Source organism: Janthinobacterium sp. SUN120 (assembly GCF_030397735.1).
GTDB lineage: Bacteria > Pseudomonadota > Gammaproteobacteria > Burkholderiales > Burkholderiaceae_D > Janthinobacterium > Janthinobacterium kumbetense.
The window spans coordinates 1,333,069-1,355,121 of the sequence record NZ_JAPUBW010000002.1; the positions used below are offsets into that span (position 1 = coordinate 1,333,069).

At 63.3% G+C, this 22,053-nt stretch carries 19 protein-coding genes; 5 read left to right on the plus strand and 14 right to left on the minus strand.

Going from position 1 to position 22,053, the window contains the following annotated elements; all coding sequences use genetic code 11:
- Positions 1 to 47: 47 nt before the first annotated feature.
- Complete coding sequence (locus O0879_RS15710; protein WP_289917306.1) at positions 48 to 587, plus strand: hypothetical protein; 540 nt, start codon at positions 48 to 50, stop codon at positions 585 to 587.
- Positions 588 to 649: 62 nt separating this feature from the next.
- Here O0879_RS15710 and O0879_RS15715 read toward each other — a convergent pair whose 3' ends face one another.
- From O0879_RS15715 to O0879_RS15755, 9 genes are all read right to left on the minus strand, one after another.
- Positions 650 to 1,594: an ABC transporter substrate-binding protein gene (locus O0879_RS15715; protein ID WP_289917882.1), complete on the minus strand. Its 945-nt coding sequence runs from the start codon at positions 1,592 to 1,594 to the stop codon at positions 650 to 652.
- 179 nt (positions 1,595 to 1,773) lie between these two features.
- Entirely contained in the window at positions 1,774 to 3,768 is a 1,995-nt protein-coding gene (locus O0879_RS15720) for a MacB family efflux pump subunit (RefSeq protein WP_289917308.1), read from the minus strand.
- 5 nt (positions 3,769 to 3,773) lie between these two features.
- On the minus strand, positions 3,774 to 4,961 hold the full coding sequence (locus O0879_RS15725; protein WP_289917309.1) for an efflux RND transporter periplasmic adaptor subunit: 1,188 nt from the start codon (positions 4,959 to 4,961) through the stop codon (positions 3,774 to 3,776).
- A gap of 103 nt (positions 4,962 to 5,064) precedes the next feature.
- Complete coding sequence (locus O0879_RS15730) at positions 5,065 to 5,406, minus strand: DUF3325 domain-containing protein (protein ID WP_289900285.1); 342 nt, start codon at positions 5,404 to 5,406, stop codon at positions 5,065 to 5,067.
- A complete protein-coding gene (locus O0879_RS15735; RefSeq protein WP_289917312.1) occupies positions 5,403 to 7,106 on the minus strand; it encodes a PepSY-associated TM helix domain-containing protein in 1,704 nt (567 codons plus the stop codon). The genes O0879_RS15730 and O0879_RS15735 overlap by 4 nt, the downstream gene beginning before the upstream one ends.
- Positions 7,103 to 7,384 carry a hypothetical protein gene (locus O0879_RS15740; protein ID WP_251350264.1) on the minus strand — a complete coding sequence of 94 codons (282 nt, stop codon included), beginning with the start codon at positions 7,382 to 7,384 and terminating at the stop codon, positions 7,103 to 7,105. The genes O0879_RS15735 and O0879_RS15740 overlap by 4 nt, the downstream gene beginning before the upstream one ends.
- 116 nt (positions 7,385 to 7,500) lie before the next feature.
- Positions 7,501 to 9,711, minus strand: a complete 2,211-nt coding sequence (locus tag O0879_RS15745; RefSeq protein ID WP_289917314.1) for a TonB-dependent siderophore receptor — start codon at positions 9,709 to 9,711, stop codon at positions 7,501 to 7,503.
- Positions 9,712 to 9,821: 110 nt separating this feature from the next.
- Positions 9,822 to 10,805 (minus strand): FecR domain-containing protein, encoded by a 984-nt coding sequence (locus tag O0879_RS15750; protein ID WP_289917315.1) that lies wholly within the window; start codon positions 10,803 to 10,805, stop codon positions 9,822 to 9,824.
- Positions 10,806 to 10,810: 5 nt separating this feature from the next.
- A complete protein-coding gene (locus O0879_RS15755) occupies positions 10,811 to 11,320 on the minus strand; it encodes a sigma-70 family RNA polymerase sigma factor (RefSeq protein WP_289917317.1) in 510 nt (169 codons plus the stop codon).
- 238 nt (positions 11,321 to 11,558) lie between these two features.
- Here O0879_RS15755 and ffh point away from each other — a divergent pair, with 238 nt between their 5' ends.
- Both ffh and O0879_RS15765 read left to right on the plus strand, forming a co-directional pair.
- Positions 11,559 to 12,926 (plus strand): signal recognition particle protein, encoded by a 1,368-nt coding sequence (gene ffh / locus O0879_RS15760; protein ID WP_034746567.1) that lies wholly within the window; start codon positions 11,559 to 11,561, stop codon positions 12,924 to 12,926.
- Between the two features lie 436 nt (positions 12,927 to 13,362).
- Positions 13,363 to 13,758 carry an SWIB/MDM2 domain-containing protein gene (locus O0879_RS15765; RefSeq protein WP_071650146.1) on the plus strand — a complete coding sequence of 132 codons (396 nt, stop codon included), beginning with the start codon at positions 13,363 to 13,365 and terminating at the stop codon, positions 13,756 to 13,758.
- A 79-nt stretch (positions 13,759 to 13,837) separates the two neighbouring features.
- Here O0879_RS15765 and O0879_RS15770 read toward each other — a convergent pair whose 3' ends face one another.
- Positions 13,838 to 14,464: a lytic transglycosylase domain-containing protein gene (locus O0879_RS15770; RefSeq protein WP_289917320.1), complete on the minus strand. Its 627-nt coding sequence runs from the start codon at positions 14,462 to 14,464 to the stop codon at positions 13,838 to 13,840.
- Entirely contained in the window at positions 14,461 to 16,200 is a 1,740-nt protein-coding gene (locus tag O0879_RS15775; protein ID WP_289903491.1) for a proline--tRNA ligase, read from the minus strand. The genes O0879_RS15770 and O0879_RS15775 overlap by 4 nt, the downstream gene beginning before the upstream one ends.
- A 204-nt stretch (positions 16,201 to 16,404) precedes the next feature.
- On the opposite strand from O0879_RS15775, the gene O0879_RS15780 reads away from it, so the two are divergent.
- The gene (locus tag O0879_RS15780) at positions 16,405 to 17,037 is read left to right on the plus strand and encodes an RNA pyrophosphohydrolase (RefSeq protein ID WP_076566319.1); all 633 of its coding nucleotides are present in this window, start codon (positions 16,405 to 16,407) and stop codon (positions 17,035 to 17,037) included.
- A 100-nt stretch (positions 17,038 to 17,137) separates the two neighbouring features.
- On the opposite strand, the gene mqo is transcribed toward O0879_RS15780, so the two are convergent.
- Both mqo and O0879_RS15790 read right to left on the minus strand, forming a co-directional pair.
- Positions 17,138 to 18,736, minus strand: coding sequence for a malate dehydrogenase (quinone) (gene mqo / locus O0879_RS15785; protein WP_218965305.1), 1,599 nt, complete (start codon positions 18,734 to 18,736; stop codon positions 17,138 to 17,140).
- Positions 18,729 to 18,986 (minus strand): hypothetical protein, encoded by a 258-nt coding sequence (locus O0879_RS15790; RefSeq protein WP_289917322.1) that lies wholly within the window; start codon positions 18,984 to 18,986, stop codon positions 18,729 to 18,731. Before O0879_RS15790 ends, mqo begins: the two co-directional genes overlap by 8 nt.
- Positions 18,987 to 19,200: 214 nt before the next feature.
- Between O0879_RS15790 and O0879_RS15795 the strand changes: the two genes are divergently transcribed.
- Positions 19,201 to 19,623: a DUF1841 family protein gene (locus O0879_RS15795; RefSeq protein WP_034780276.1), complete on the plus strand. Its 423-nt coding sequence runs from the start codon at positions 19,201 to 19,203 to the stop codon at positions 19,621 to 19,623.
- 135 nt (positions 19,624 to 19,758) lie between these two features.
- On the opposite strand, the gene O0879_RS15800 is transcribed toward O0879_RS15795, so the two are convergent.
- Positions 19,759 to 22,044, minus strand: coding sequence for a nitric-oxide reductase large subunit (locus tag O0879_RS15800; protein WP_289917324.1), 2,286 nt, complete (start codon positions 22,042 to 22,044; stop codon positions 19,759 to 19,761).
- Positions 22,045 to 22,053: the final 9 nt, after the last annotated feature.

Consider the following 22,053-nt stretch of genomic DNA (forward strand, 5'->3'; position numbering starts at 1 on the left):
CCTGGACCTGTCTCTTGCTGGCTGCCTGTACTATATTAGGCGGCTGCATGAAAGATGCACCGTCCCAATCCACGTACGAGGAATATTTCCGCACGTCCATCCAAAGCTATGACCTGTACAAACAGTACTTCGACATCGCGACGCTGGAAAAGCTGAATGGCTGGAAAGAGAACGAACAGTACGAAATCAAGGGCTCGGCCGTGCTGCGCGCCAAGGTGGGCTACCTGGAATTGCTGGCCGACGTGGTCGACAGGCTCGAAACGGAGGCGAAAACGGATGGCTCCGTGGGCATGACCATGGGCCTGGGCCTGATGGCGCGCGGCATGGGCGGTGAAAACAAGGTTTTCCGCGAATTCTGGGCGCAGCAGCAGGAAAAGAAGGCGATCCCCGCGCCGCTGCTGGCGCGCCAGGCGGCGATGACGGCCGAACGTTTCGAGAACCTGATGCAATGGTCGGACCAGATCGTGCAAGACAATTACGGCGCCATCATCAGCCGCCAGCTCAAGAAAGGCGATGAGCTGACCCGCATCTACACGCTGAGCTTCCGCCAGACGGAGAAAGGCTGGATGGGTTTCAACGCCCGCTAAAGGCAACCCGCCCCAAGCTCCGCGCCAGCACTGGCGCGGAGGTTTTTTCATGGTTTCCTGATTTACTTCACATTCAGGCTCTTTTTCGCCTGCTCCAGCAAGTCCGTCTTGACCCAGTCCTTAGCCACGGGCGGCTTCGTCATGCGGCCCACGCCCGTTTTCACCATCACGTCCGTCGTGATCTGGATGTGTTCGGGTGAGATGTCATACGAATACGGCGAATTGCTGATCGCATCGTCGAAGTCATCCTTCGTGATCTGGCCGCGGAACACCACTTCGCGCACATACTTTTCCGCCGTCGCCTTATTGTCGATAAAGGTCTTTGTGGCTTCGACGAAGCAGCGCATGAATTTTTCTGCCACGGGACGGCGTTCCTTGTAAAACTTTTCCGTCATCACCATGGTGCGCACGGGTTCGCCGATCGGCGTGTCGTACGGCTTGATGACTTCGGTGCCGAAACCCTTGTTGATCGCCTGCGACGATTGCGGTTCCGACTGCATCATGGCGTCGATATTCTTGCCCATCAGCGCCTGGTTCAAGTCAGCGTAAGCCAGGAACACCAGTTGCACATCCTTGCCCTTGGTTTCGGAATACGTCAGGCCCGCCTGCGACAGCTCGGCCAGCAGCAGCACTTCCTGGATGCCGCCGCGCGTCACGCCCACGCGCTTGCCCTTGAGTTCCTTGACGTTGGCGATCTTTTGCCCGGCGCCCGCCACCAGGCGCGCGCCGCCCTTGGCAAAGCCTGCCACCACATAGATGGGTGCGCCGCCTGCGCGGCCGGAAATGGCCGCCTCGGAGGCCGTCGCCCCCACGTCCAGCTCGCCCGCGATAATCGCCTGCATCACGTCGAGGCCCTTGGCGAAGACATGCTCTTCGACCTTGATGCCGCACTTGGGCGCGATTTCCTTGATGTACGACACGGCGCCGTAATGGGCGAACTTCAAATTGCCCAGGCGCACGACTTCCTGCGCCTGAGCCTGGCCAGCGCCCATGCCGAAGGCCAGCATGAGGGCGGCGGCAATACCAGTCTTCAAAGTTGATTTTTTCTGCATCGGGTTCTCCTGTGGTGGTTGGTGTGTGCCCGCAAGGGCATAAAACACGGCGCTTTTATTATGAGGAGATAGTACCGTGTGTTGGAGCCAGGGCAACATTTTTTTTGCCGGCAGCCACGCTGCCGGCATTGTCACTACTGCCCCGCCAGCGCCACCACCGGATCGAGCCCCGACGCCTTGCGCGCCGGCATGAAGCCAAACACCAGCCCCGTCACCACGGCGCAGGCAAAGGCGCCGCCGACGGCGCTCAGCGAAAAGATCACCGGCACGTCCCATACCAGCAGCAAGCCGGCCACCGTCACGCCGACCACGATGCCGGCCACGCCGCCCACCACCGACACCAGCACGGCTTCGGTGAGGAACTGGCGCAGGATGTCGCGCCGGCGCGCGCCCGTCGCCATGCGGATACCGATTTCGCGCGTGCGCTCGCGCACCGTCATCAGCATCACGTTCATGACGCCGATGCCGCCCACCACCAGGGAGACTGCGGCGATCAGGCTGAGCATCACGGTCATGTTGTCCTGCGTCTTCGCTTCGGCGGCAATCGACGCGGCCGCGTTGCTGATGCCGTAGTCGCGGATGCGGTGGCGCTCGAACATGGTGGCGTCGACCGCCGCCTCCACCTCCGTCACGCGCTTGACGTCGGCCACCGCCATCACCGTGTACGTCGGCTCGCGCTGGCCGAAGACGCGGATGCCGGCCGTGGAAAACGGCAGCAGCAGCACGTCGTCTTCATCCTTTTCGCCCGTCAGCGCGCCCTTCGCACTCATCACGCCGATCACCTGGAACGGCACATTGCCGATCAGGATGCTCTGCCCCACGGGATTGGCCACGTCGGGCATCAGCTTTTCCGCCAGGTGCGCGCCCAGCACAGCCACGGTGGCCATCTCGCGCTCGTCCTCCTCGGTAAAGAAGCCGCCCTTGGCCACCGGCCAGGTCTGGATCTGCGGCAGGGCCGGCCCCGTGCCCCGCACATAGGTCTGCACATCGAGGTTACCATGGCGTATCACCTTGTTGCCCGTGACATTCGGCAGCACGTGGGTGATGCCCGGCACGTCCTTGAGCGCATCGAGGTCGGCCAGGGTGATGCTGCGCCCGGGGATGCGCGAGCTTTCGCCGCGCGATGCCATGTACAGCAGATTCGAGCCGAACGCGCCCAGCTGCGCCATCACCTGCTGGCGCGTGCCCAGGCCGATGGCCAGCATGACGATCACGGAAGCGACGCCGATGACGATGCCGAGCAGGGTCAGGCCCGTGCGGAAGCGGTTGATCCACAGCACGCGCCAGGCGGCGCGCGCCGCGTCGAGCAATTCCGTGCCCAGCGACGCGCCCGTATCGTGGGCGGCGCGCGACATGTCCAGCGGCGGCAGGGCCGTCGACGTGGACGGAATGGCAACGGCGCCCGAATCTTCGACGATTTCGCCATCGCTGATCTCGATCACGCGGCGCGCCTGGGCCGCCACCTTGCGGTCATGCGTAATCAGGATGATGGTGTGGCCCGCGTCGGCCAATTCGCCCAGCAGGGCCATGACTTCGGCGCCGCTGCTGCTGTCGAGCGCCCCCGTCGGTTCATCGGCGAGGATGATGCGCCCCCCGTTCATCAGGGCGCGGGCGATCGACACGCGCTGCTGCTGCCCGCCGGACAACTGGTTTGGCCGGTGATCGAGCCGCTCGCCGAGGCCCAGGCGCTTGAGCAGCGCTTCCGAGCGGGCGTGGCGAGCGGCTGCCGGCATGCCCGCGTACAGGGCCGGCACTTCCACGTTTTCGCGCGCCGATTCGGTGGCGATCAGGTGATAACCCTGGAAGACGAAGCCGAACGCTTCGCGCCGCAGCCACGCCAGTTCATCGGGATTCAGGCTTGCCACGTCCTGGCCGGCGAAGCGGTAGGTGCCGTCGCTGGGCCGGTCCAGGCATCCCAGCAAATGCATCAGGGTCGACTTGCCGGAACCGGACGCGCCGATGATGGCGACGAATTCGCCGGCGCCGATCGACAAGGTCAGGCCGCGCAGCACTTCCACGGCCGGCGCGCCGTCATGGCCGCCGTAGCGCTTGCGGATGCCCTGCAGTTCAATTAGGGGAACCGGCTGGCCAGGTTCCCCTGGCTGCCCCAGCGACCTGGCCTCGCTCATGGCGCTCACAGCTGGAACCTGCTGCTGCCGCTGCCGGCCGGCTGCTCGCCCGTGACCAGCAATTCGCCTTCGCGCAAGCCTTGCAGCACTTCCGCGCTGAGGCGGTTGCGCACGCCCACGGTGACGGTGCGCGTATCGACCTTGCCGTCCGCATCCATCACGCGGGCCGTAAACTGCCCCGGCTTGGCACCCTCTTCCTTCGATGGTTTCAGGGCCGGCAAGGGCACGGCCAGCACATTGTTCGCCGCGGCCGTGACAAACACCACTTGCGCCGTCATCTGCGGCATCAATTCGCCATCGGCGTTATCCACGTCGAACAGCACCGTATATAAAATCACCTTGCTGGTCGACGGCGCCAGGGCCGTGCCGGCGGCAGAACCGCCTGGCACCGGCGGCGCCGGCAGCACTTGCCGCACCTTGCCGCTCCAGCGCCGCTGGTCACCGCCCAGGGTGGTGAAATACACGGGCATGTCCGGACGCACGCGGCGCACGTCCGCTTCCGACACTTCCGTCCACACCGTCATGGCCGACAGGTCGGCGATACGCAGAATATTCGGCGTCTGGTACGTGGCGTTCAGGGTTTGCCCTTCCTTCGCGTCCAGGCCCACCACCTTGCCAGCCATGGGCGCATAGATGCGCGTATAGCCGAGGCGCGCCTCGTCCGCCTTCAGGCTGGCCTGGGTCTGGTCGATCTGCGCCTTCAGGTGGTCGATCTTGGCGCCGGCCGAGGCCAGCGTGGCTTCGGCCGTTTCCAGATCGGCCAGCGGCGTGGAATCGAACTTGGCCATCTGTTTCTGCCGCACGTGCTGCTGGCCCGCCAGGCGGTGCTGCGCCTGCTGGTCGGCCAGCTGCGCGCGCAAGCCCGCCAGGGCAGCGCGGCCCGCATCGACCGTGGCTTGCTGCACGCTGGGGTCGATTTCGGCCAGCAACTGGCCTTTTTCCACGGCGCTGCCGGGCTGCACGTGCAGGCGCGTGATCTGGCCCGACACCTGCGCGCCCACGTCGACATAGGTTTGCGGCTGCAGGGTGCCGATGGCCGTGACGCTGGCTTCGATATTGCCGCGCTTGACGGGGGCCGTGTCGAACACGGTTGCCGGGCCGCGCGTGACCCACAATGCGCCGGCGCCGAACAGCGCCAGCAAGACCACGCCGCCCAGGATACGGGCACGGCGGGAAGGCAGGCGGGCCGCCATCAGGCTGCCGCCTTGGATGCAGTCAAAACGAAATTACAAACGTCAAACGGTGTCGCCAGGCGTGAAAAGTACATCGGTCTATCCTTGAAAATGGCGGTGAACATCACCGCAGGAACGTCACAAGACCTGCCAGCGCGGCGACGGCTGCCAGCAGGGAACTACGAAACAGCAAGCGGGGGGCATACGGCAGCAGCAGGGCCACCAGCAGCGCGCCCACCCCGATGAATCCGAGCCAGGCGACCACGCCGACGGTGGCGCTCCAGCCGGCCACGCAAGGCCAGATGGCCAGCGCCAGCAACAGAGCGCCGGCCAGTTGCAGCGCGCGCCGCACGTTCGGCGCCGCGTCCCGGCCCCAGACCTGGCCATGGTGGCGGTCCATCGCCAGGGACAGGCTGGCCATGCCCGCATACGACAGGCCCAGCGCGCACAGGATGGTATTGATCATGACTGTCCCTCCGTATTGACTTGCAGGCTGGCCGAGGGTGCAGCGCTTTCCCTGACGGCAGCCTTTTTCACTGGCTTTTCCTTGCGCTTGTGGACTTTCCACGCACCCCAGGCGGCCAGCAGGCCGAAGGCCATGCTGCCCAGTTCCACGCCGGCGCTTTCCCAGTCGCCGCGCGCAATCTGCGCGGCCAGGTTGTCGCCCGTGCTCAGGACATTCAATACGGGCAGCAGCAGGCACAGGGCCGCCAGCAAGCCCAATTGCTCGATCCACGCGCGTTTTTCCGCGCGCAGGCAGGCGTGCACCAGCATCAGGAACCAGACGCCAAAGAAGGCGCGCACTTCCCAGCCGGCACGCTGCTCGAGGCCGACGGGAATCAAGCGGTTGGCCCACAGGAAGCCCACGCAGGCGATCGCCAGGCCGGCGATGGCCGCCACGTTCAGGCATGCAATGACGCGGTACACGCGCTGCGTGTAGGCGCCGAACTCGCCGCCGGACTTCTGGCGGCGCTTGACCATAAATAAAATGGCGCCCGTGCCCATCATGGCCGTGCCGGCCAGGCCGCAGAAGAAGTACAGCCAGCGCATGGGCGTGCCGCCGAAGCCGACCATGTGCAGGTTCGACATGACGGAGCGCGTCAGGCCGGCGCCGCCCGTGTCCGACTTGCCCGGCAGGCGCACGGCGACCTGTTCGCCCGTGGCCAGCGCATAACAGGCCCGGCCCGAATTGGCGCTGAGGCGCGTGAGCAGTTCCGTGTCCTCATTCCAGCCGTACATGCACACGCGCATGGAGGCATCGTTCGGATTGTCCAGCACCACGGCGCGGATTTCCTGGCCGATGGCCTGTTCGGCGCGCAGCGCGAACGATTCCAGCGCGGGAATGGCCAGCGGCTGGCCCGTCTTCACGGGCTTGCCCGCATCGTTCCAGTCGGCCAGGAAGGCTTTCTTGGGATTGTCCATGCCGTATTGCGCCGCCACGGGGGCCGGCACATAGTCGTCGCTGAAGAATGCCAGGCCTGTGTAGGCGATCATGAACTGGAACGGCAACGTCAGCACGGCCACCGCGTTGTGCGCGTCGAGCCACGAGCGCTGGCCCTTGGCCGGACGGAAGGTGAAGAAATCCTTGAAGATGCGCTTGTGCGTGATCACGCCGCTCACCAGCGCCACCAGCATGATCATGGTGGTGATGGCAACGATCCACACGCCGATGCGGCCCGCGTGCAGCTCGTAGTGGAAATCGACGAAATGGTGGCCGCCGATGGTTTCCCGTTCCGTTGCCTCGCGCGCAGGCTCGATGACGGCGCCCGTCAACGGATCGAGGTCCGCCGAGCCATAGCCGCCGCTGGGCTGGAACCAGTAGGCGGACAGGCCCTGGCCGGGACGCTGCACGGGCCAGATTTCCCACATGTCCGCCTTCGGGTGTTCCTTCCCCATGAAGTCGAGCGCCAGCTCCAGGCGGTGCGCGCGGTCCGTGACCTTCGGCAGCGGCGGATCGTTCGCGTGCGCCGCCTCGGCCAAAGCGTGCTCGGGCGTCATCCAGTGGCCGATCGGGTCGTCGAAGACGGCCAGGGAACCGGTCAGGAATATGGCGAACAGCAGCCAGGAAATCCACAGGCCGCTCCACGTGTGCAGCCAAGCCATGGCCTGGCGCAAGCCGCCCTGCTGCGGCGTTTTCACCACTTTGCCTGCCTTGACGGCGTTCATGCGGCACCTCGCGACAGCAGCATGCCGATGCCGCCGCAGACGATGGCCGGCAGCAGCATGCCGAGCCAGGCGCGGCGCAGGTCTTGCACGGCAAAGACCCAGATCACGGCGCAAGTGTAGACGACGAAAGCGCTCAGGGTCGCCGTCAGCACGGCTTCGGCGCGCGACAGCGGCAGCACGGCCGACAGCAGCACAGCCACGCCGGACGTGAGCGCATAGCCGCCAAAGATGGCCGCGAGCACGCGCGAGAACAACATCATGTGGGCCGATTTCATCATCGCGGCGCCCCCCGTGCCATACGCGGGTTCACGCCATTGCTGGCGTGGGCCAGATTCAACTGCACATCCATAAGCCATGCATCCTTCATCAAGATAGGTCGTTCAAAAGTGATTATTTACAGCTTGTAGTTCAAGGTCAGCATCAGGTTGCGCGGCGCACCCACCAGGTTGCCGAAGACATCGGAATAAATGCTCTGGTAATAGTGCTTGTCGAGCGCATTGTTGACGTTCAGGCGCAGCTCGGCGCGGCTGTCGATCTGCCAGGCCGCATTCAAGCCGAGGATCGCGTAGCGGCCCTGGCGCAGGCGGGCCTCGCCGTCCGCCGATTCCGTCGCGCCCTGCCCGTACACCGAGGCGCCGACGCGCCAGCCCTGCGCCGCGCCGAAGAGGCGGTAGCTGGTGGCCAGCTTGAGCTGCTGGCGCGGATAGCGGCTGTTGAAATCCTTGCCGATATTGGCCGGATCGCTGTCGCGCGTAAATTGCGCCTTGACATAAGTAAAACCGGCCGACAGCTGCCAGTCGGGTGTCAGCGCACCCGCCACGTCCAGCTCCACGCCTTCGCTGCGCACTTCGCCCGACGCACGCTGGCAATAGCCCCAGGTGCTGCCGGGGCAAGGATTCGGGCCTGCCAGGTCGTCCACGCCGCGGTTTTGCTGGCGGATCTGGAACACGGCCGCGCTGGCATTGAGGGCGCCGCCGAAGTATTCGCCCTTCACGCCCGCTTCATAGTTGGTGCCGCTGATTGGCTTCAAGGGTTGTGCATTGGCGTCGGTGGACGCCTGCGGCTGGAATATCTCGGTCCAGCTGGCGTACACGGAGTGCTGCTTGTCGAGGTCATACACGACGCCGGCGTAGGGCGTGAATTCGTGCGCCACCGAGTAGCCGGCGTCGTCCTTGTACCAGCTCACGCGCCCGCCCAGCACCAGCGACAGCGGATCGGCCAGGCGCATGCGCGTACCCGCATACACGCCGCTTTGCTCGGTGATGCTGGCCGTGCCCCACTGCGCGTAATCGATGACGGGGCGCGCCACGCTGCCCGCATCCCAGTTGAAAGGATCGATCACCGGCGCGCTCTCTTGCCTGCTGTACGACGCCCAGCCGCCATAGCTGTTTTTCGACGAGCGGCGGTGGCTGGCGCCGACCGTCAGCTCATGTTCGCGGCCGAACAAGCTGTAGCTGCCGCTGGCATACGCGTCATAGCTGGTGTTGGCCAGTTCGGCGCGGTAGCTTTGCGAATTGAAGCGCAGGGTGTCGTCGCGGCGGTTGATGCCGGAAAACGTCGTGTCGATCTCGGGCGTCTTGCGCGTGGCCGCCAGCTTGGCCTTCCAGCCGTTGCCGAAGCGGTGTTCCAGTTCGGCGAAGATAGTCTTGTCCGTCTGGCGCCAGTCGTCGAAGTCGGCGCCCAGGTAAGTCGAGCGGGGCAAATTCAAAAAGCGGCCGTCGGCTGCCGTCACCACGCCTGTCGTGACGCCGTCGTTATCGGTCTTGCGGTAATGCGCGCCCAGGGTCACCGTGGTGTCGGGGCGCAGGTCGGCTTCGATGATGCCGTACAGCTGGTGGTTGCGGCCATGCAGCACGTCGACAAAATCCTTCTTGTCCTGCACCGTCGCGACGATGCGCCCGCGCAGGGTCTTCGCTTCGTTGAGCGCGTTGGCCGCATCCGCTTCCAGGCGGTAGTTGCTCCAGCTGCCGATGCTGGCCGAGAACGACGCTTGCGGCGTGGCCGTCGGGCGCTTGCGCACCATGTTGATGGCCGCGCTGGGCGTGCCGCTGCCCGTCATCAAGCCCGTGGCGCCGCGTACCACTTCGATGCGGTCATAGATGGCCAGGTCGTCATTGTCGCCATTGAAGGTGCCGTTCGCGCCCAGGCTGGTGGGCAAGCCATCGAACAGGATGTTGTCGATTGGAAAACCACGTGCGCTGAAACTGCCCGAATCGCCCGTAAAGTTGCCCTTCTGCATGACCAACCCCGTGATCGACTGCACGGCGTCGTCCAGAGTCGTGATGCCCAGGTCGTCGATCTGCTGGCGCGTCAGCACGCTGACCGATTGCGGCGTCTCGCGCAGCGACAGGTTCAGCTTGGTTGCCGTATTGCTCACACCCGTCGTATAGGAGCCGCTGCCTTCCGTCGTCGCATCGCGCCCTGCCGTGACGGATACGCCGAGCATGGTTTGCTCGGTGGTGGAGGAAGCAGGAATAGCAGGCGCGGCCTGCTGCGCCAGCGCCGGCAGGCTGGCGGCCAGGCACAGGGCCGCGGCCGCTTGCGCCAGCGGGCGCAGCGCGGAGTGAGACGATGGCAAACTGACAAAAGGCAAAGCGTGCGACATGAAAGTTCCTGATGGTGGCGTCATGGGACGGTAAAAAACAGGCGCCCTACTCTGTAGGTGCCGCGAAAACGAAAAACGGGCAGTCCGGCTGCAAATATATTTTGCGGGGACTACGGCGCCGGTTCGACGCTGACCCAATACCGCGTGCGGCTGCGCACCTGCACGGGCAGCGAGTTGGGCAGCATGTTCAGGATGCGCTGGGTGTCGGCCAGCGGGAACACGCCCGACAGGCGCAGCTGGGCGACTTCCGGCGCGCAATGAATCACGCCGGGGCGGTAGCGGGCCAGGTCGGCCAGGAAATCGCCCAGGGTCACGTCGTCGACGATCAGCTGCCCGTGCGACCAGGCGTGCGCATGTACATCGATGGCGTGCGGCGCATCCGGCGCATGGCGGGAAAATGCCGTGCCGCGCCCGGCCGCCAGCAACAAGGGCGCGCCGACATCGTCGCGGGGACGGATTTCAACGGCGCGTTCAAACACGTCCACGGTGCTGTAGCCATCCTGCTGGCGCACGGCAAAGCGCGTGCCCAGCGCGCGCACCCGGCCTTCGCGCGTGGCCACTTCCAGCGGGGCGTCGCTGCCGGCGCCATGACCGCTGGTGACGAGGATCTCGCCGGCCAGCAACTCGATCAGGCGGCGGCTGGCGTCGAAACGCACGTTCACGGCCGATCCCGTATTCAGGCTGAGCACGCTGCCGTCGGCCAGCGCCACCACGCGCCGCTCGCCCGTGGCCGTGCGGTAGTCGGCACGCAGGGCGCGCACGCCATCCCATACGCCCGTCTGCGCGGCCAGCATGCCGCCGCCTGCCGCCACGCCCAGCCACGCCAGCAACTGGCGCCGCTTGCCGTTGACGGCTTGTTGCTGCGTACCGGCCAGCGCCTGCGCGGCCGCGCCACGGTGCAAACCGTTGAAGCGCTGCGACACCGCTTCGATATGCTGCCAGGCCCGTTCGTGTTCCGGGTCGGCCCCGCGCCAGCGCTGCCAGGCGGCGTGTTCCGCCTTGCTGGCCTGCTCCGACATCAGCACCGTCAGCCACTCGGCCGCCTGCTGCTGCACCTCTGCGCGGATGGTTGCCGCGGCTGCGGGTTCTGCCACCGTGCTCATGCTGACAGAGAGAAAAACACCTGGCGGTTGGCCCGCGTCAGATATTGCTTGACCGAGCTGGCCGACACGTTCAGGCGCGCGGCGATCTCGGCATAGCTGAGGCCTTCCAGTTGCGCCAGCAAGAACGCCGTGCGCACGGGCGCAGGCAAGCCGTCGAGGGCCTGGTCGATTTCCTGCAAGGCTTCCAGCGCCAGCAGCCGCTCCTCGGGCGCGGGCGCCACGTCGGGCGGCAGGCAAGCCAGGGCCTCCAGATAGGCGTCTTCCAGCACTTGCCGGCGGTAGCGGTGCGCCACCAGGCGGCGCGCGATGGTGGCCAGAAAAGGCCGCGCTTCGCGGATCTGCGGCGCGGAATCGGCCGTCAGCACGCTGATGAAGGTGTCTTGCGCCAGATCCGCCGCGTCGCCCGCATTGCCCAGCTTATGCCGCAGCCAGCCCTGCAGCCAGCCGTGATGGCTGCTGTAGAGCGCGTGCAGGTCTTGTTGCTGTGCAAAATCGGCAGCCGACATGGCATCCCTTTCCGCTCAGGCATGCGGCGCCCGAGAATGTAAATAAGAATTATTCTCATTTTAACCGCGCAATGCCTTTCATGCAATCGCGGCATTGCCAGAAATACCAACTAATTCAAAAGCAGGCCAACCGCCAGGCGATGCAGCGCAGGACCGCCAGCCACCCGCGATAAGGTAAAATGACGCCCATCGTCCGGCTTGCGCCGCCCACTCCCAAGCTTTTCATTGCAGGTTCATCATGCTAGATAATCTCACCCAACGGCTTGCCAAAGTCGTCAAGACCATGCGCGGCGAGGCGCGCCTGACCGAAGCGAACACCGCCGACATGCTGCGCGAAGTGCGCCTGGCGCTGCTCGAAGCCGACGTCGCCCTGCCCGCCGTGCGCGAATTCATCGCCAAAGTCAAAGAAAAAGCCATGGGCGAGGATGTCATTTCCTCGCTCACGCCAGGCCAGGCCCTGGTTGGCGTGGTGCAGCGCGAGCTGGCCGCCCTGATGGGCGCCGACCTGGGACCGGAAGCGTCGCAGATCAGCTTTGCCCAGCAGCCGCCCGCCATCATCCTGATGGCCGGTTTGCAGGGTGTGGGTAAAACCACCACCGTCGGCAAGCTGGCGAAGTATCTGAAGGAAGAAAAGAAGAAGAAAGTGCTGACCGTCTCGGCTGACGTCTACCGTCCCGCCGCGATCGCCCAGCTGCAATCGGTCACCGCCCAGGTGGGTGCCGACTTCTTCCCGTCCACCAGCACGGACAAGCCGGTCGATATCGCCCTGGCCGCGCTGGACTGGGCGAAAAAGCATTACCACGACGTGCTGATCATCGATACGGCGGGTCGCCTCGGTATCGACGAAGAGATGATGCGCGAAATCGCCGCCGTCCACGGCGCCGTAAAACCGATCGAAACCCTGTTTGTCGTCGACGCCATGCTGGGCCAGGACGCCATCAACACGGCAAAAGCCTTTAACGATGCGCTGCCGCTGACCGGTATCGTGCTGACCAAGCTCGACGGTGACGCGCGCGGCGGTGCGGCCCTGTCGGTGCGCCACATCACGGGCAAACCGATCAAGTTTGCCGGCGTCTCGGAAAAACTCGACGGCCTGGAAGCGTTCGACCCGACCCGCATGGCCAACCGCATCCTCGGCATGGGCGACATCCTCGCCCTGGTGGAAGAGGCGCGCAAGGGCGTCGACAGCAAGGCCGCGGCCGACCTGGCGCAAAAAATCAAGGTCGGCGGCAAGTTCGACATGAACGACTTCAAGGCGCAACTGGGTCAAATGAAGAAAATGGGCGGCATGGCCAACCTGATGGACAAGCTGCCGGCACAGTTCCAGCAGGCGGCAGGCGGCAAGAACATGGATCAAGCCGACAAGCAGGTACGTCGCATGTGCGGCATCATCGACTCCATGACGCCGCAGGAACGCGCCAAGCCTGAACTGATCAAGGCCACGCGCAAGCGCCGCATCGCCGCCGGCGCCGGCGTGCAGGTGCAGGAAGTGAACCGCATGCTGACGCAATTCGAGCAAATGCAGACGATGATGAAGAAATTGTCGGGTGGTGGCATGATGAAGATGATGCGCTCCATGAAGGGCATGATGCCCGGCATGAGGTAGTGGAAGGCTTCAAAATCCGCTGCGCGGGGCGCTTTGCGGCCGGCGATGCTCACCGTACTTCAGTACGGTTGCGCTTCTCGGCCACAAATCATCCCCGCTCGCTGTGATTTTGAAGGCCTTTTTTACGCCGCGTGAGACGTAGTTCAAGTCAAGAAACACCGTTATAAAATCATGCCGGATTGCATTTTCATGTGTCCGGCATCATTACTTCCCTCCCCCGCAGTCCCCCTCCCCGCACAGCCAGCAACCATGCCATTTACGGGCAAAAACGCCGTTCTGCGCTCCCAAGCGGTGCGCCCGGGCGACAGCATTGCCATTTCCCTGCTTTTTCCTCGTGAAAACGTGAAAAACACTTGCATACAAGGTAAATCCACACCAATATTAGCCGTGCGATTAATTGCGCAATTTCCCATGTGTTTGTTAAGGAGGCTCGAAGATGGCAACAGCCAAAAAAACCCCAGTAGCAGCGCCAGCCAAAGCAGCAGCAGCCAAGCCTGCAGCCGCCAAGAAAGCAGCACCCGCAGCCAAGGCAGCAGCTAAACCAGCAGCGGCGAAGAAAGCGGCAGCACCGGCAACACCACGCAAGCCAAACGCAGCATTCATGAAAGCAATGACGCCATCGAAAGATCTGGCCGCCGTTGTTGGCGCAGCACCACTGCCGCGCACGGAAGTGACCAAAAAGGTATGGGATTACATCAAAAAACTCGATCTGCAAGATCCGGCCAACCGCCGCATGATCAATGCGGACGACAAGCTGAAAGCAGTTTTCGGCGGCAAAGCCCAAGTCTCCATGTTTGAAATGACGAAACTGATCTCCGATCATTTGAAATAAATCAGATACGCGCCGGCTTCAACAGCCGAGCGAGTGCCCCGCCGCATCACTGCGAGCGGGGCATTTTTTTGCCTGCGGTTCAACTGGCCGGCTTGAATTCCCACTGCCGCCATGCCGCCCGCACGGCATTCGGGTACTCGGCCCGCCCCCGGCTGCCGTTGTAGCGCCCCAGCGCCAGGTATAAATCGCCCTTTTCCATATCCAGGTACATGCGCAGGATCGCGCAGCCATAGCGCAGATTCGTCTGCATGTGGAACAGCTTGCTGCGGTCGCTGTCGCCGATGACGCCCGTCCAGAACGGCATCACCTGCATGTAGCCGCGCGCGCCGGCCAGCGAGACGGCATATTTGCGGTAGGCCGACTCCACCTGGATCAGGCCCAGCACCAGGGCCGGTTCCAGGCCCGCGCGGCGCGCTTCATACCAGACCGTTTCCAGGAATTCCGTGCGCAGCTGCGCATCCGGCAGCTTGCGCTGCAGGCGCGACGACATCTGCGCCAGCCATTGCTGGTAGCGCTGCAAGTCGGCGGGAGTGGCAAATTTGGGTTGCGGCGGGCGTTCGTCGCGGATCGCGTGCGACAGCGCCAGACGGACGGAGTCGGCCAGCGCCTCCTCCTTCTGGTTGCCGGCCTGCGCCGGAAAAGCGCAGGCCAGGCAGGCAGCCAGCGCGAGCGCGCCAGCCGTTTTACTTACTGATATGCGCTTCACTGCGCCATTTTGCCCTGGATGAAGGCGACGATCTCGTCCGGCGCCACGCCGGTTGCTTCCGCATCGCGGCGGCCCTGGTATTCCAGCTTGCCTTCTTTCAGGCCGCGCTCGCCGATGACGATGCGGTGCGGCACGCCAATCAGTTCCCAGTCAGCAAACATGGCGCCAGGGCGCAAGCCGCGGTCGTCGACGATGACATCGACGCCAGCGCCTTGCAGGGCCGCGTACAGCTTCTCCGTCTCTTCCTTGACCAGTTCGCTGCGGTCCATGCCCATCGGGCACAGCACGACCTCGAATGGCGCGATGGAGGCAGGCCAGATGATGCCCTTGTCGTCGAAGTTCTGCTCGATGGCGGCGCCCAGGATGCGCGTCACGCCGATGCCGTAGCAACCCATCTGCAGCGGCGCAGGCTTGCCGTTTTCATCGAGGAAGGTGGCTTTCATGCTTTCCGAGTACGCCGTACCCAGCTGGAACACGTGGCCCACTTCGATGCCGCGCTCGATGGCGAGCGTGCCCTGGCCGTCCGGCGAAGCGTCGCCGGCGACGACATTGCGCAAGTCGGCCACGATGGCAGGCTCGGCCACGTCACGGCCCCAGTTGGCGCCCGTGTAGTGGAAACCGGCGTCATTCGCGCCGCAAACGAAGTCGCTCATGTGGGCAACCGTGCGGTCCGCCACCACCGTGACGGGCGCTTGCGTGCCGATCGGGCCCAGGTAGCCGGGAATGGTGCCGTAGACTTCCAGGATTTCCGCTTCCGTCGAGAAACGGTGGCCGGCCAGGCCGGCAACCTTGCCCACCTTGATGTCGTTCAATTCATGGTCGCCGCGCAGCAGCAGCATGAAATGCTGTTTCGTGACTTTTTCATCCTTGCCAACGGTTTCCACCGTCAGGGCGATGGTTTTCACGGTCTGAGCCAAGTCGATACCCAGCAAGGCAGCCACGGTTTCGCACTTGACGGTGTCCGGCGTGGCCGTTTTCGTCAGCGCCTGGCTTGCTGCCGGGCGCTCGCCCGCTGGCGGCAGCGCTTCGGCCGCTTCCATGTTGGCCGCGTAATCGGAGGTCGGGCAGTACACGAGCGCGTCTTCCCCGGTGTGGGCGATGACGTGGAATTCATGCGAACCGGAACCGCCGATGGCGCCGTTATCGGCTGCCACGGCGCGGAATTGCAGGCCAAAGCGCGTGAAGATACGCGTGTAGGCGTCAAACATGACCTTGTACGACGCTTGCATGCCGGCCAGGTCGCGGTCGAACGAGTAGGCGTCCTTCATGGTGAATTCGCGGCCGCGCATCAGGCCGAAGCGTGGGCGGCGCTCGTCGCGGAACTTCGTCTGGATGTGATAAAAGTTCAACGGCAACTGGCGGTAAGACTTGATTTCCGTGCGCACGACGTCCGTGATGACTTCTTCCGATGTCGGCTGGATCGCGTATTCGCGGCCGTGGCGGTCTTTCACGCGCATCAGTTCGTCGCCCATCTTGGTCCAGCGGCCCGTCTCTTGCCACAGTTCGGCCGGCTGCACGAGCGGCATCAGCAGTTCGATACCGGCGGCTTTGTTCATCTCGTCACGGATGATGGCTTCCACCTTGCGGATCACGCGCAAGCCCATCGGCATGTAGGTATAGATGCCGGAACCGAGGCGTTTGATCATGCCTGCACGCATCATCAATTGGTGGCTGACGATTTCCGCGTCAGAAGGTGCATCTTTAAGTGTGGAAATAAAAAAACGGGAGGCGCGCATAACGGTGAATTCTTTTTAAAAAGAGAGGGTTATAATCAACCTAATTTTAAAGGATTAGCTGGCTGATGCGTCCATACTTTACACAAATGCGCTCAATTGGTGCGATTCCGGCGCTTTTCGCACCCCGAAAAGGTCACCGGCTTGCGAAGTTGTGGGTAATTATGTAAAAAAGGATGCACTGTCGCAGAAAGTTTGAGGTGCATTATGCTCGACCGTGAAGGGTTTCGGCCCAACGTCGGCATCATCCTGCTAAACGCCCAGAACGAGGTGTGGTGGGGCAAGCGGGTGCGCGAGCACTCATGGCAGTTTCCGCAAGGCGGTATCAAATATGGCGAAACACCGGAACAAGCCATGTTTCGCGAACTTGAAGAGGAAATCGGACTCAGACAGGAACACGTCAAAATTGTCGGCCGCACCCGCGACTGGCTGCGCTATGAAGTGCCAGACCACTTCATCAAGCGCGAGATTCGCGGCCATTACCGTGGCCAGAAGCAGATTTGGTTTCTGCTGAGAATGTGCGCGCGCGATAACGACGTCAATCTGCGCCTGACCGACCATCCGGAGTTCGACGCCTGGCGCTGGCATGAATACTGGGTCCCGCTCGATGTCGTCATTGAATTTAAACGCGATGTCTACCAGCGTGCCTTGCAGGAGCTGTCCCGCTTCCTGACCTGGCCCGTGCATGGCAACGCACAGCAAGCGCACCGCCACACGTCGCGCTACCTGCGCCAGCCCCATGCGCCACGGGCACAGGATGGGGCGGCACTGGCCAAGCCTTGCGACGGCATTGCCGCCGAAGGGTGTACGCCGGAGTTGATCTTGCCGGGCAAGGGGTAGTCCACCGCAATGAACGCACTCTCCCACGCAAAAGGGGCAGCCTGAACAGGCTGCCCCTTTTTTCATTCTGGCAGGAAACTTCCCTGCCGGCAAGGCTGACTTAGTTTGCTGCCGGCGCTGGCGCAGCGGCTGGCACGTCGAGCGTGATCGCCTTCAAGCCCAGGATGTTGCTGCTGTAGTGGCGGATCTTGTTGGCCAGGGCTGGGTCATTGTTCAGCTTTTGACCGTACGACGGCACCATTTCCACCATCTTGGCTTGCCATTCCGGCGTTGCCAGGCGGCTCTTGAAAGCCGTTTGCAGCACCTTGATCATGATCGGCGGCGCGGTCGAGGCGCCTGGCGACGCACCCAGCAGGGCGACGATGCTGCCATCGGCGGCGCCGACGACTTCCGTGCCGAACTGCAGCAAGCCACCTTTTACGGGGTCATCCTTGACGATTTGCACGCGCTGGCCCGCGTTTTGCAAGGTCCAGTCTTCCATCTTGGCGTTCGGCAGGTACTCGCGCAAAGTCTTCAGGCGATCTTCCGGCGTGTTCATGACCTGTTCGACCAGGTATTTCGTCAGCGGAATATTGTCGTAACCGGCTTGCAGCATGGGTTTCACATTGCCAGTGCCGATCGAGGCAGGCAAGTCGATCCACGAACCGTTTTTCAGGAACTTGGTCGAGAAGGTGGCAAACGGGCCAAACAGCAAGGCTTTCTTGCCGTCGATGATGCGCGTGTCCAGGTGCGGCACGGACATCGGCGGCGAACCGACGGACGCCTTGCCGTAGACCTTGGCCGCATGCGCCGCCACCAGTTCCGGATTGGTGGTGACCAGCCATTGGCCGCCCACCGGCACGCCGCCGTAGCCCTTGGCTTCAGGAATGCCCGATTTTTCCAGCAGCGGCAGCGAACCGCCGCCGGCGCCGATGAAGACGAACTTGGCGCGCATGGTCTTTTCCTTGCCGGCGTTCAAGTCTTTCACCGTCACGTTCCATACGCCATCGGCGCCGCGCTGGATGTTTTCCACCTGGTGGCGCAGGTGCAGGACCATGCCGTGGCTGTCCGTCAGGTACTTGACCAGGCCGCGCGTGAGGTTGCCGAAATTGACGTCGGTACCGATTTCCATGCGCGTCGCGGCCACTTTCTGGCCCTTGTCGCGGCCTTGCATGACCAGCGGCGCCCATTGCTCGATCTGCGCCTGGTCTTCCGAGAACAGCATGCCCTTGAACAGGTTTTCCTTTTGCAGCGCGGCGTAGCGCTTCTTCAAAAAGGCAATATTGTCATCGCCCCACACAAAGGCCATGTGCGGCACGTTATTGATGAAGGTTTGCGGCGCGCCCAGGTGCTTGTTGGCGACCTGATAAGCCCAGAATTGCTTGGAAATTTCGAATTGCTCGTTGATGGCAACGGCTTTCTTGGTCTCGATGCTGCCATCGGCCGCTTCGGGCGTGTAGTTCAGTTCAGCAAACGCCGAGTGGCCCGTGCCTGCGTTGTTCATCGCATCCGAGCTTTCGGCGGCCACGGAATCGAGGCGCTCGACCATTTCCATCGTCAGCGACGGATCGAGTTCCTTGAGCATGCTGCCCAGGGTGGCGCTCATGGTACCGGCGCCGATCAGCAGCACGTCGACCGGTTTTTCGGACGAGGCCGGAGGGGTCTTGTCACATGCCGCCAGGATCAGGCACGACATCAAAAGTAATAGCGATTTACGCATACGTAACTCCGTTTATGAATACTGAAGGATGATTCTTGCGCGCCACCGTGGCGGCACCATCGCCGTATTGAATGAAAAACAGCCAGCCAGCCGGAACGCCAGGGCGGTCGGACAGGTCAATGTCGATGGTGATAGGCATGCTGCCGCGCTCAGGGATATCCCAAGAGCATGATCTGGTGGCAAAGGTGCGGGCAATGGACAGCGCGGACCTCGTTGTCGGCTGAAAAACCGGCAATGAAATCGCCGTCATGTCCAGTGCAAATATCAAGAGCGGCGATTTTATCACCGTTATTTGGCGCCGCCGGGCCGTGGCGGTAGTGGATAATACTTACTGCAGGGTATTAAATGACGGTGACTATCGGGTCATGCATGCGGCCGCCAGACGGCAAAAAGGGCATCCTCGATGCCCTTTATTTATGTACGCGGTACAATGCCGGCTGCCCTTTAGCCATAGTCCTTCAGCCATGTTCAACCCCTCTTCCGACGATGTGCGCCGTTTCTTTTGCGAAACATTGCGCAAGCACCGCGCCCATGAAATCCTCACGCCGATGGAAGCCATTGCGCTCGACTGGATCCTCGAACACCCCGAGTATGAAAACGAGCTCTCCGACGTCGAGGCGGCGCTGGCGCGCGACTATTCCGTCGAAGGGGGACAAGCCAATCCTTTCCTGCACCTGTCCATGCATCTCTCGATCACGGAACAGGTGCAGGTGGACCAGCCGCGCGGCATCCGCCCGGCCGTCCAGCAGCTCACCCAGCGCCTCGATTCGGCCCATGCCGCCCAGCACGAAGTGATGGAATGCCTGGGCCAGATGATCTGGGCATCGCAGCGCTCGGGCTTGCCGCCGGACACGGACGCCTATATCGACTGCGTCCGCCGCCGGTAGGAACACCTGTCAAAACCTGCTGCGCGTCGCGCTTTGCGGCCTGCGATGCTCACCGTAATAGAGTACGGTTGCGCTTCTTAGCCACAAATCGCTGCCGCTCGCTACGTTTTTGCCAGGTGTTGTACCAGTACTACCTCACATCGGTTTTACTGCCTCCTTCATGCGCTGAGGCAAGACCTGTGCCGGCCCTTTGTCCCGCAATCCCAGCACCACCTGCAACGCCATGGCGATGGCGCCGACGATGAAGACCACGTCGCCAAAGGTGCGTATCCAACGCAGGTTCTGCAACAGCGGCTGCTGCATGAACGCTTCGCTGCGCGCATACCACAGGCCTTCCGTCACGCTGGCGTGGAACTGGATGATGCCAATCGGCAGCAGGCTGGTAAAGATCATCAGCACCAGGCCCGCGTTCAAGCCCCAGAACGCCGTCTTCATCAACGCAGGGCTGAAACGGTAGTCGGGCCGCAGATAGCGCAGCACCAGCAAGGTAAAGCCCAGTGCCAGGAAGCCGTACACGCCGAACAGCGCCGCATGCGCATGCACGGGGGTCGTGTTCAAGCCCTGGATGTAGTACAGCGCGACGGGCGGATTGATCATGAAGCCCAGCACGCCCGCACCCAGCATGTTCCAGAAGGCGACGGCGACAAAGCACATCATGGGCCAACGCAGGTTTTCCATCCATGGCGCGCGTTCCTTCAGGCGCCAGTTTTCCCACGCTTCATGTCCCAGCACGATCAGCGGCACCACTTCCAGCGCGCTGAAACTCGCGCCGATGGCCATCACGGGTGTGGTGGTGCCGGCAAAGTACAGGTGGTGGAAAGTGCCGGGAATCCCGCCCAGCATGAACAGCGAGGCCGACGCCAGGCTGGCCGTCGTGGCCATGCGCACCGAAACCAGGCCTAGGGTCGAGAAGATGAAGGCCAGCGCCGTGGTGGCGAACACTTCAAAGAAGCCTTCCACCCACAGGTGCACCACCCACCAGCGCCAGTATTCCATCACCGATAAATGCGTGCGTTCGCCGTAGAACAGGCCGGCGCCATAGAACAGGCCGATGGCGCCCACGGATGCGGTCAAGAGCGCCAGCAAGTTCTTGTCGCCGCCCTTCTGGCACAGGGCCGGTATGACGCCGCGCAACATCAGCACCAGCCACAGCAGGATTCCGACGAATTTGCCGATCTGCCACAAGCGCCCCAGGTCCACATATTCATACCCCTGGTGGCCGAGCCAGAAATTCCACTCGGGCGGCATCACTTGCGCGATGGCCAGGTAATTGCCGATAAACGAACCGACGACCACCAGCACCAGGGCCCAGAACAGCACGTCGACGCCCAGGCGCTGCCACCTGGGATCCTTGCCGCCATTGATCAGGGGCGCCAGGAACAGGCCGGCGGCCAGGAAGCCCGTGGCGATCCAGAACAGCGCGGCCTGGATATGCCAGGTGCGCGTGAGCGCATACGGGAACCAGCGCGACACGTCGATGCCGTAGAACTGCTGTCCCTCCACCGTGTAGTGCGCCGTGAAGCCGCCGATGAAGACCTGGAAGATGAACAGGGCCACCACCAGGAACAGGTATTTTCCCAATCCCCGCTGCGAAGGCGTCAGGGCGAAAGTGGTGAGCGGATCGCGCGGACCGGCCGCCGGCAGCGCTTCGTCGTGGTCGCGCAGGAAGGCCCAGCCCCAGACGAGGAAGCCCACGCCGGCCAGCAGCACCACCACGCTGGCGACCGACCAGACGAGGTTTTCGCCGCTGGGCTGGTTGCCGATCAGCGGTTCATGCGGCCAGTTGTTCGTATAGGTCACTTTCTGGCCAGGACGCTCGGTGGCGGCGGCCCATGCCGTCCAAAAGAAGAACTGCGTCATCTGTGCGCGCCGCTCGGCGCTGGGCAAGGTGTTTTCCTTCATGGCGAAATGCTCGCGGCTGGCGTGCAGCGCAGGCGCGTCGGAGAACAGCTGGTCGTAATAGTGCGCCGTGCTGGCGATGGCTTGCACGCGGCGCGGCGACAGGCGCAGCACCTGCGCCTCATCGACCCGGTTGCCGCGGTATTCCAGCCTGAGCGCTTCGCGCAGCGCCGCCTGCGCAGGGCCATCGAGCGCCGCGTAGGCCTTGCCATGCTGCTCTTGCGCGGCCAGTTCCAGCCAGGCCGTCAATTCGCGGTGCAGCCAGTCGGCCGTCCAGTCGGGCGCCTGGTAGGCGCCGTGGCCCCAGATCGAACCGAGCTGCATGCCGCCGACGGATTGCCAGGCCGTCTGGCCGTCGAGGATGCCCTCGCGGTCGAACAGTTGCCGGCCATCCTGCGCCAGCACTTGCGCGGGGATGGGCGGCGCCTGCCGGTAGACTTCCGTGCCGTAGTAGCCGAGCAGCGAAAACGTCACGATCAGCACACCGATCAGGGTGAACCAGAGTTTTTTGTACGGACCCATGGGTCATTC

Bases quoted from the DNA above. Each gene is read 5' to 3' on its own strand.
- O0879_RS15740 (WP_251350264.1), bottom strand. From the start codon at position 7,384: ATGATGAAATCGGCCCACATGATGTTGTTCTCGCGCGTGCTCGCGGCC.
- O0879_RS15800 (WP_289917324.1), bottom strand. From the start codon at position 22,044: ATGGGTCCGTACAAAAAACTCTGGTTCACCCTGATCGGTGTGCTGATC.
- O0879_RS15730 (WP_289900285.1), bottom strand. From the start codon at position 5,406: ATGATCAATACCATCCTGTGCGCGCTGGGCCTGTCGTATGCGGGCATG.
- O0879_RS15720 (WP_289917308.1), bottom strand. From the start codon at position 3,768: ATGAGCGAGGCCAGGTCGCTGGGGCAGCCAGGGGAACCTGGCCAGCCG.
- O0879_RS15715 (WP_289917882.1), bottom strand. From the start codon at position 1,594: ATGCTGGCCTTCGGCATGGGCGCTGGCCAGGCTCAGGCGCAGGAAGTC.
- O0879_RS15735 (WP_289917312.1), bottom strand. From the start codon at position 7,106: ATGAACGCCGTCAAGGCAGGCAAAGTGGTGAAAACGCCGCAGCAGGGC.
- O0879_RS15765 (WP_071650146.1), top strand. From the start codon at position 13,363: ATGGCAACAGCCAAAAAAACCCCAGTAGCAGCGCCAGCCAAAGCAGCA.
- O0879_RS15795 (WP_034780276.1), top strand. From the start codon at position 19,201: ATGTTCAACCCCTCTTCCGACGATGTGCGCCGTTTCTTTTGCGAAACA.
- ffh (WP_034746567.1), top strand. From the start codon at position 11,559: ATGCTAGATAATCTCACCCAACGGCTTGCCAAAGTCGTCAAGACCATG.
- O0879_RS15745 (WP_289917314.1), bottom strand. From the start codon at position 9,711: ATGTCGCACGCTTTGCCTTTTGTCAGTTTGCCATCGTCTCACTCCGCG.
- mqo (WP_218965305.1), bottom strand. From the start codon at position 18,736: ATGCGTAAATCGCTATTACTTTTGATGTCGTGCCTGATCCTGGCGGCA.
- O0879_RS15710 (WP_289917306.1), top strand. From the start codon at position 48: ATGAAAGATGCACCGTCCCAATCCACGTACGAGGAATATTTCCGCACG.
- O0879_RS15780 (WP_076566319.1), top strand. From the start codon at position 16,405: ATGCTCGACCGTGAAGGGTTTCGGCCCAACGTCGGCATCATCCTGCTA.
- O0879_RS15725 (WP_289917309.1), bottom strand. From the start codon at position 4,961: ATGGCGGCCCGCCTGCCTTCCCGCCGTGCCCGTATCCTGGGCGGCGTG.
- O0879_RS15775 (WP_289903491.1), bottom strand. From the start codon at position 16,200: ATGCGCGCCTCCCGTTTTTTTATTTCCACACTTAAAGATGCACCTTCT.
- O0879_RS15790 (WP_289917322.1), bottom strand. From the start codon at position 18,986: ATGACGGCGATTTCATTGCCGGTTTTTCAGCCGACAACGAGGTCCGCG.
- O0879_RS15755 (WP_289917317.1), bottom strand. From the start codon at position 11,320: ATGTCGGCTGCCGATTTTGCACAGCAACAAGACCTGCACGCGCTCTAC.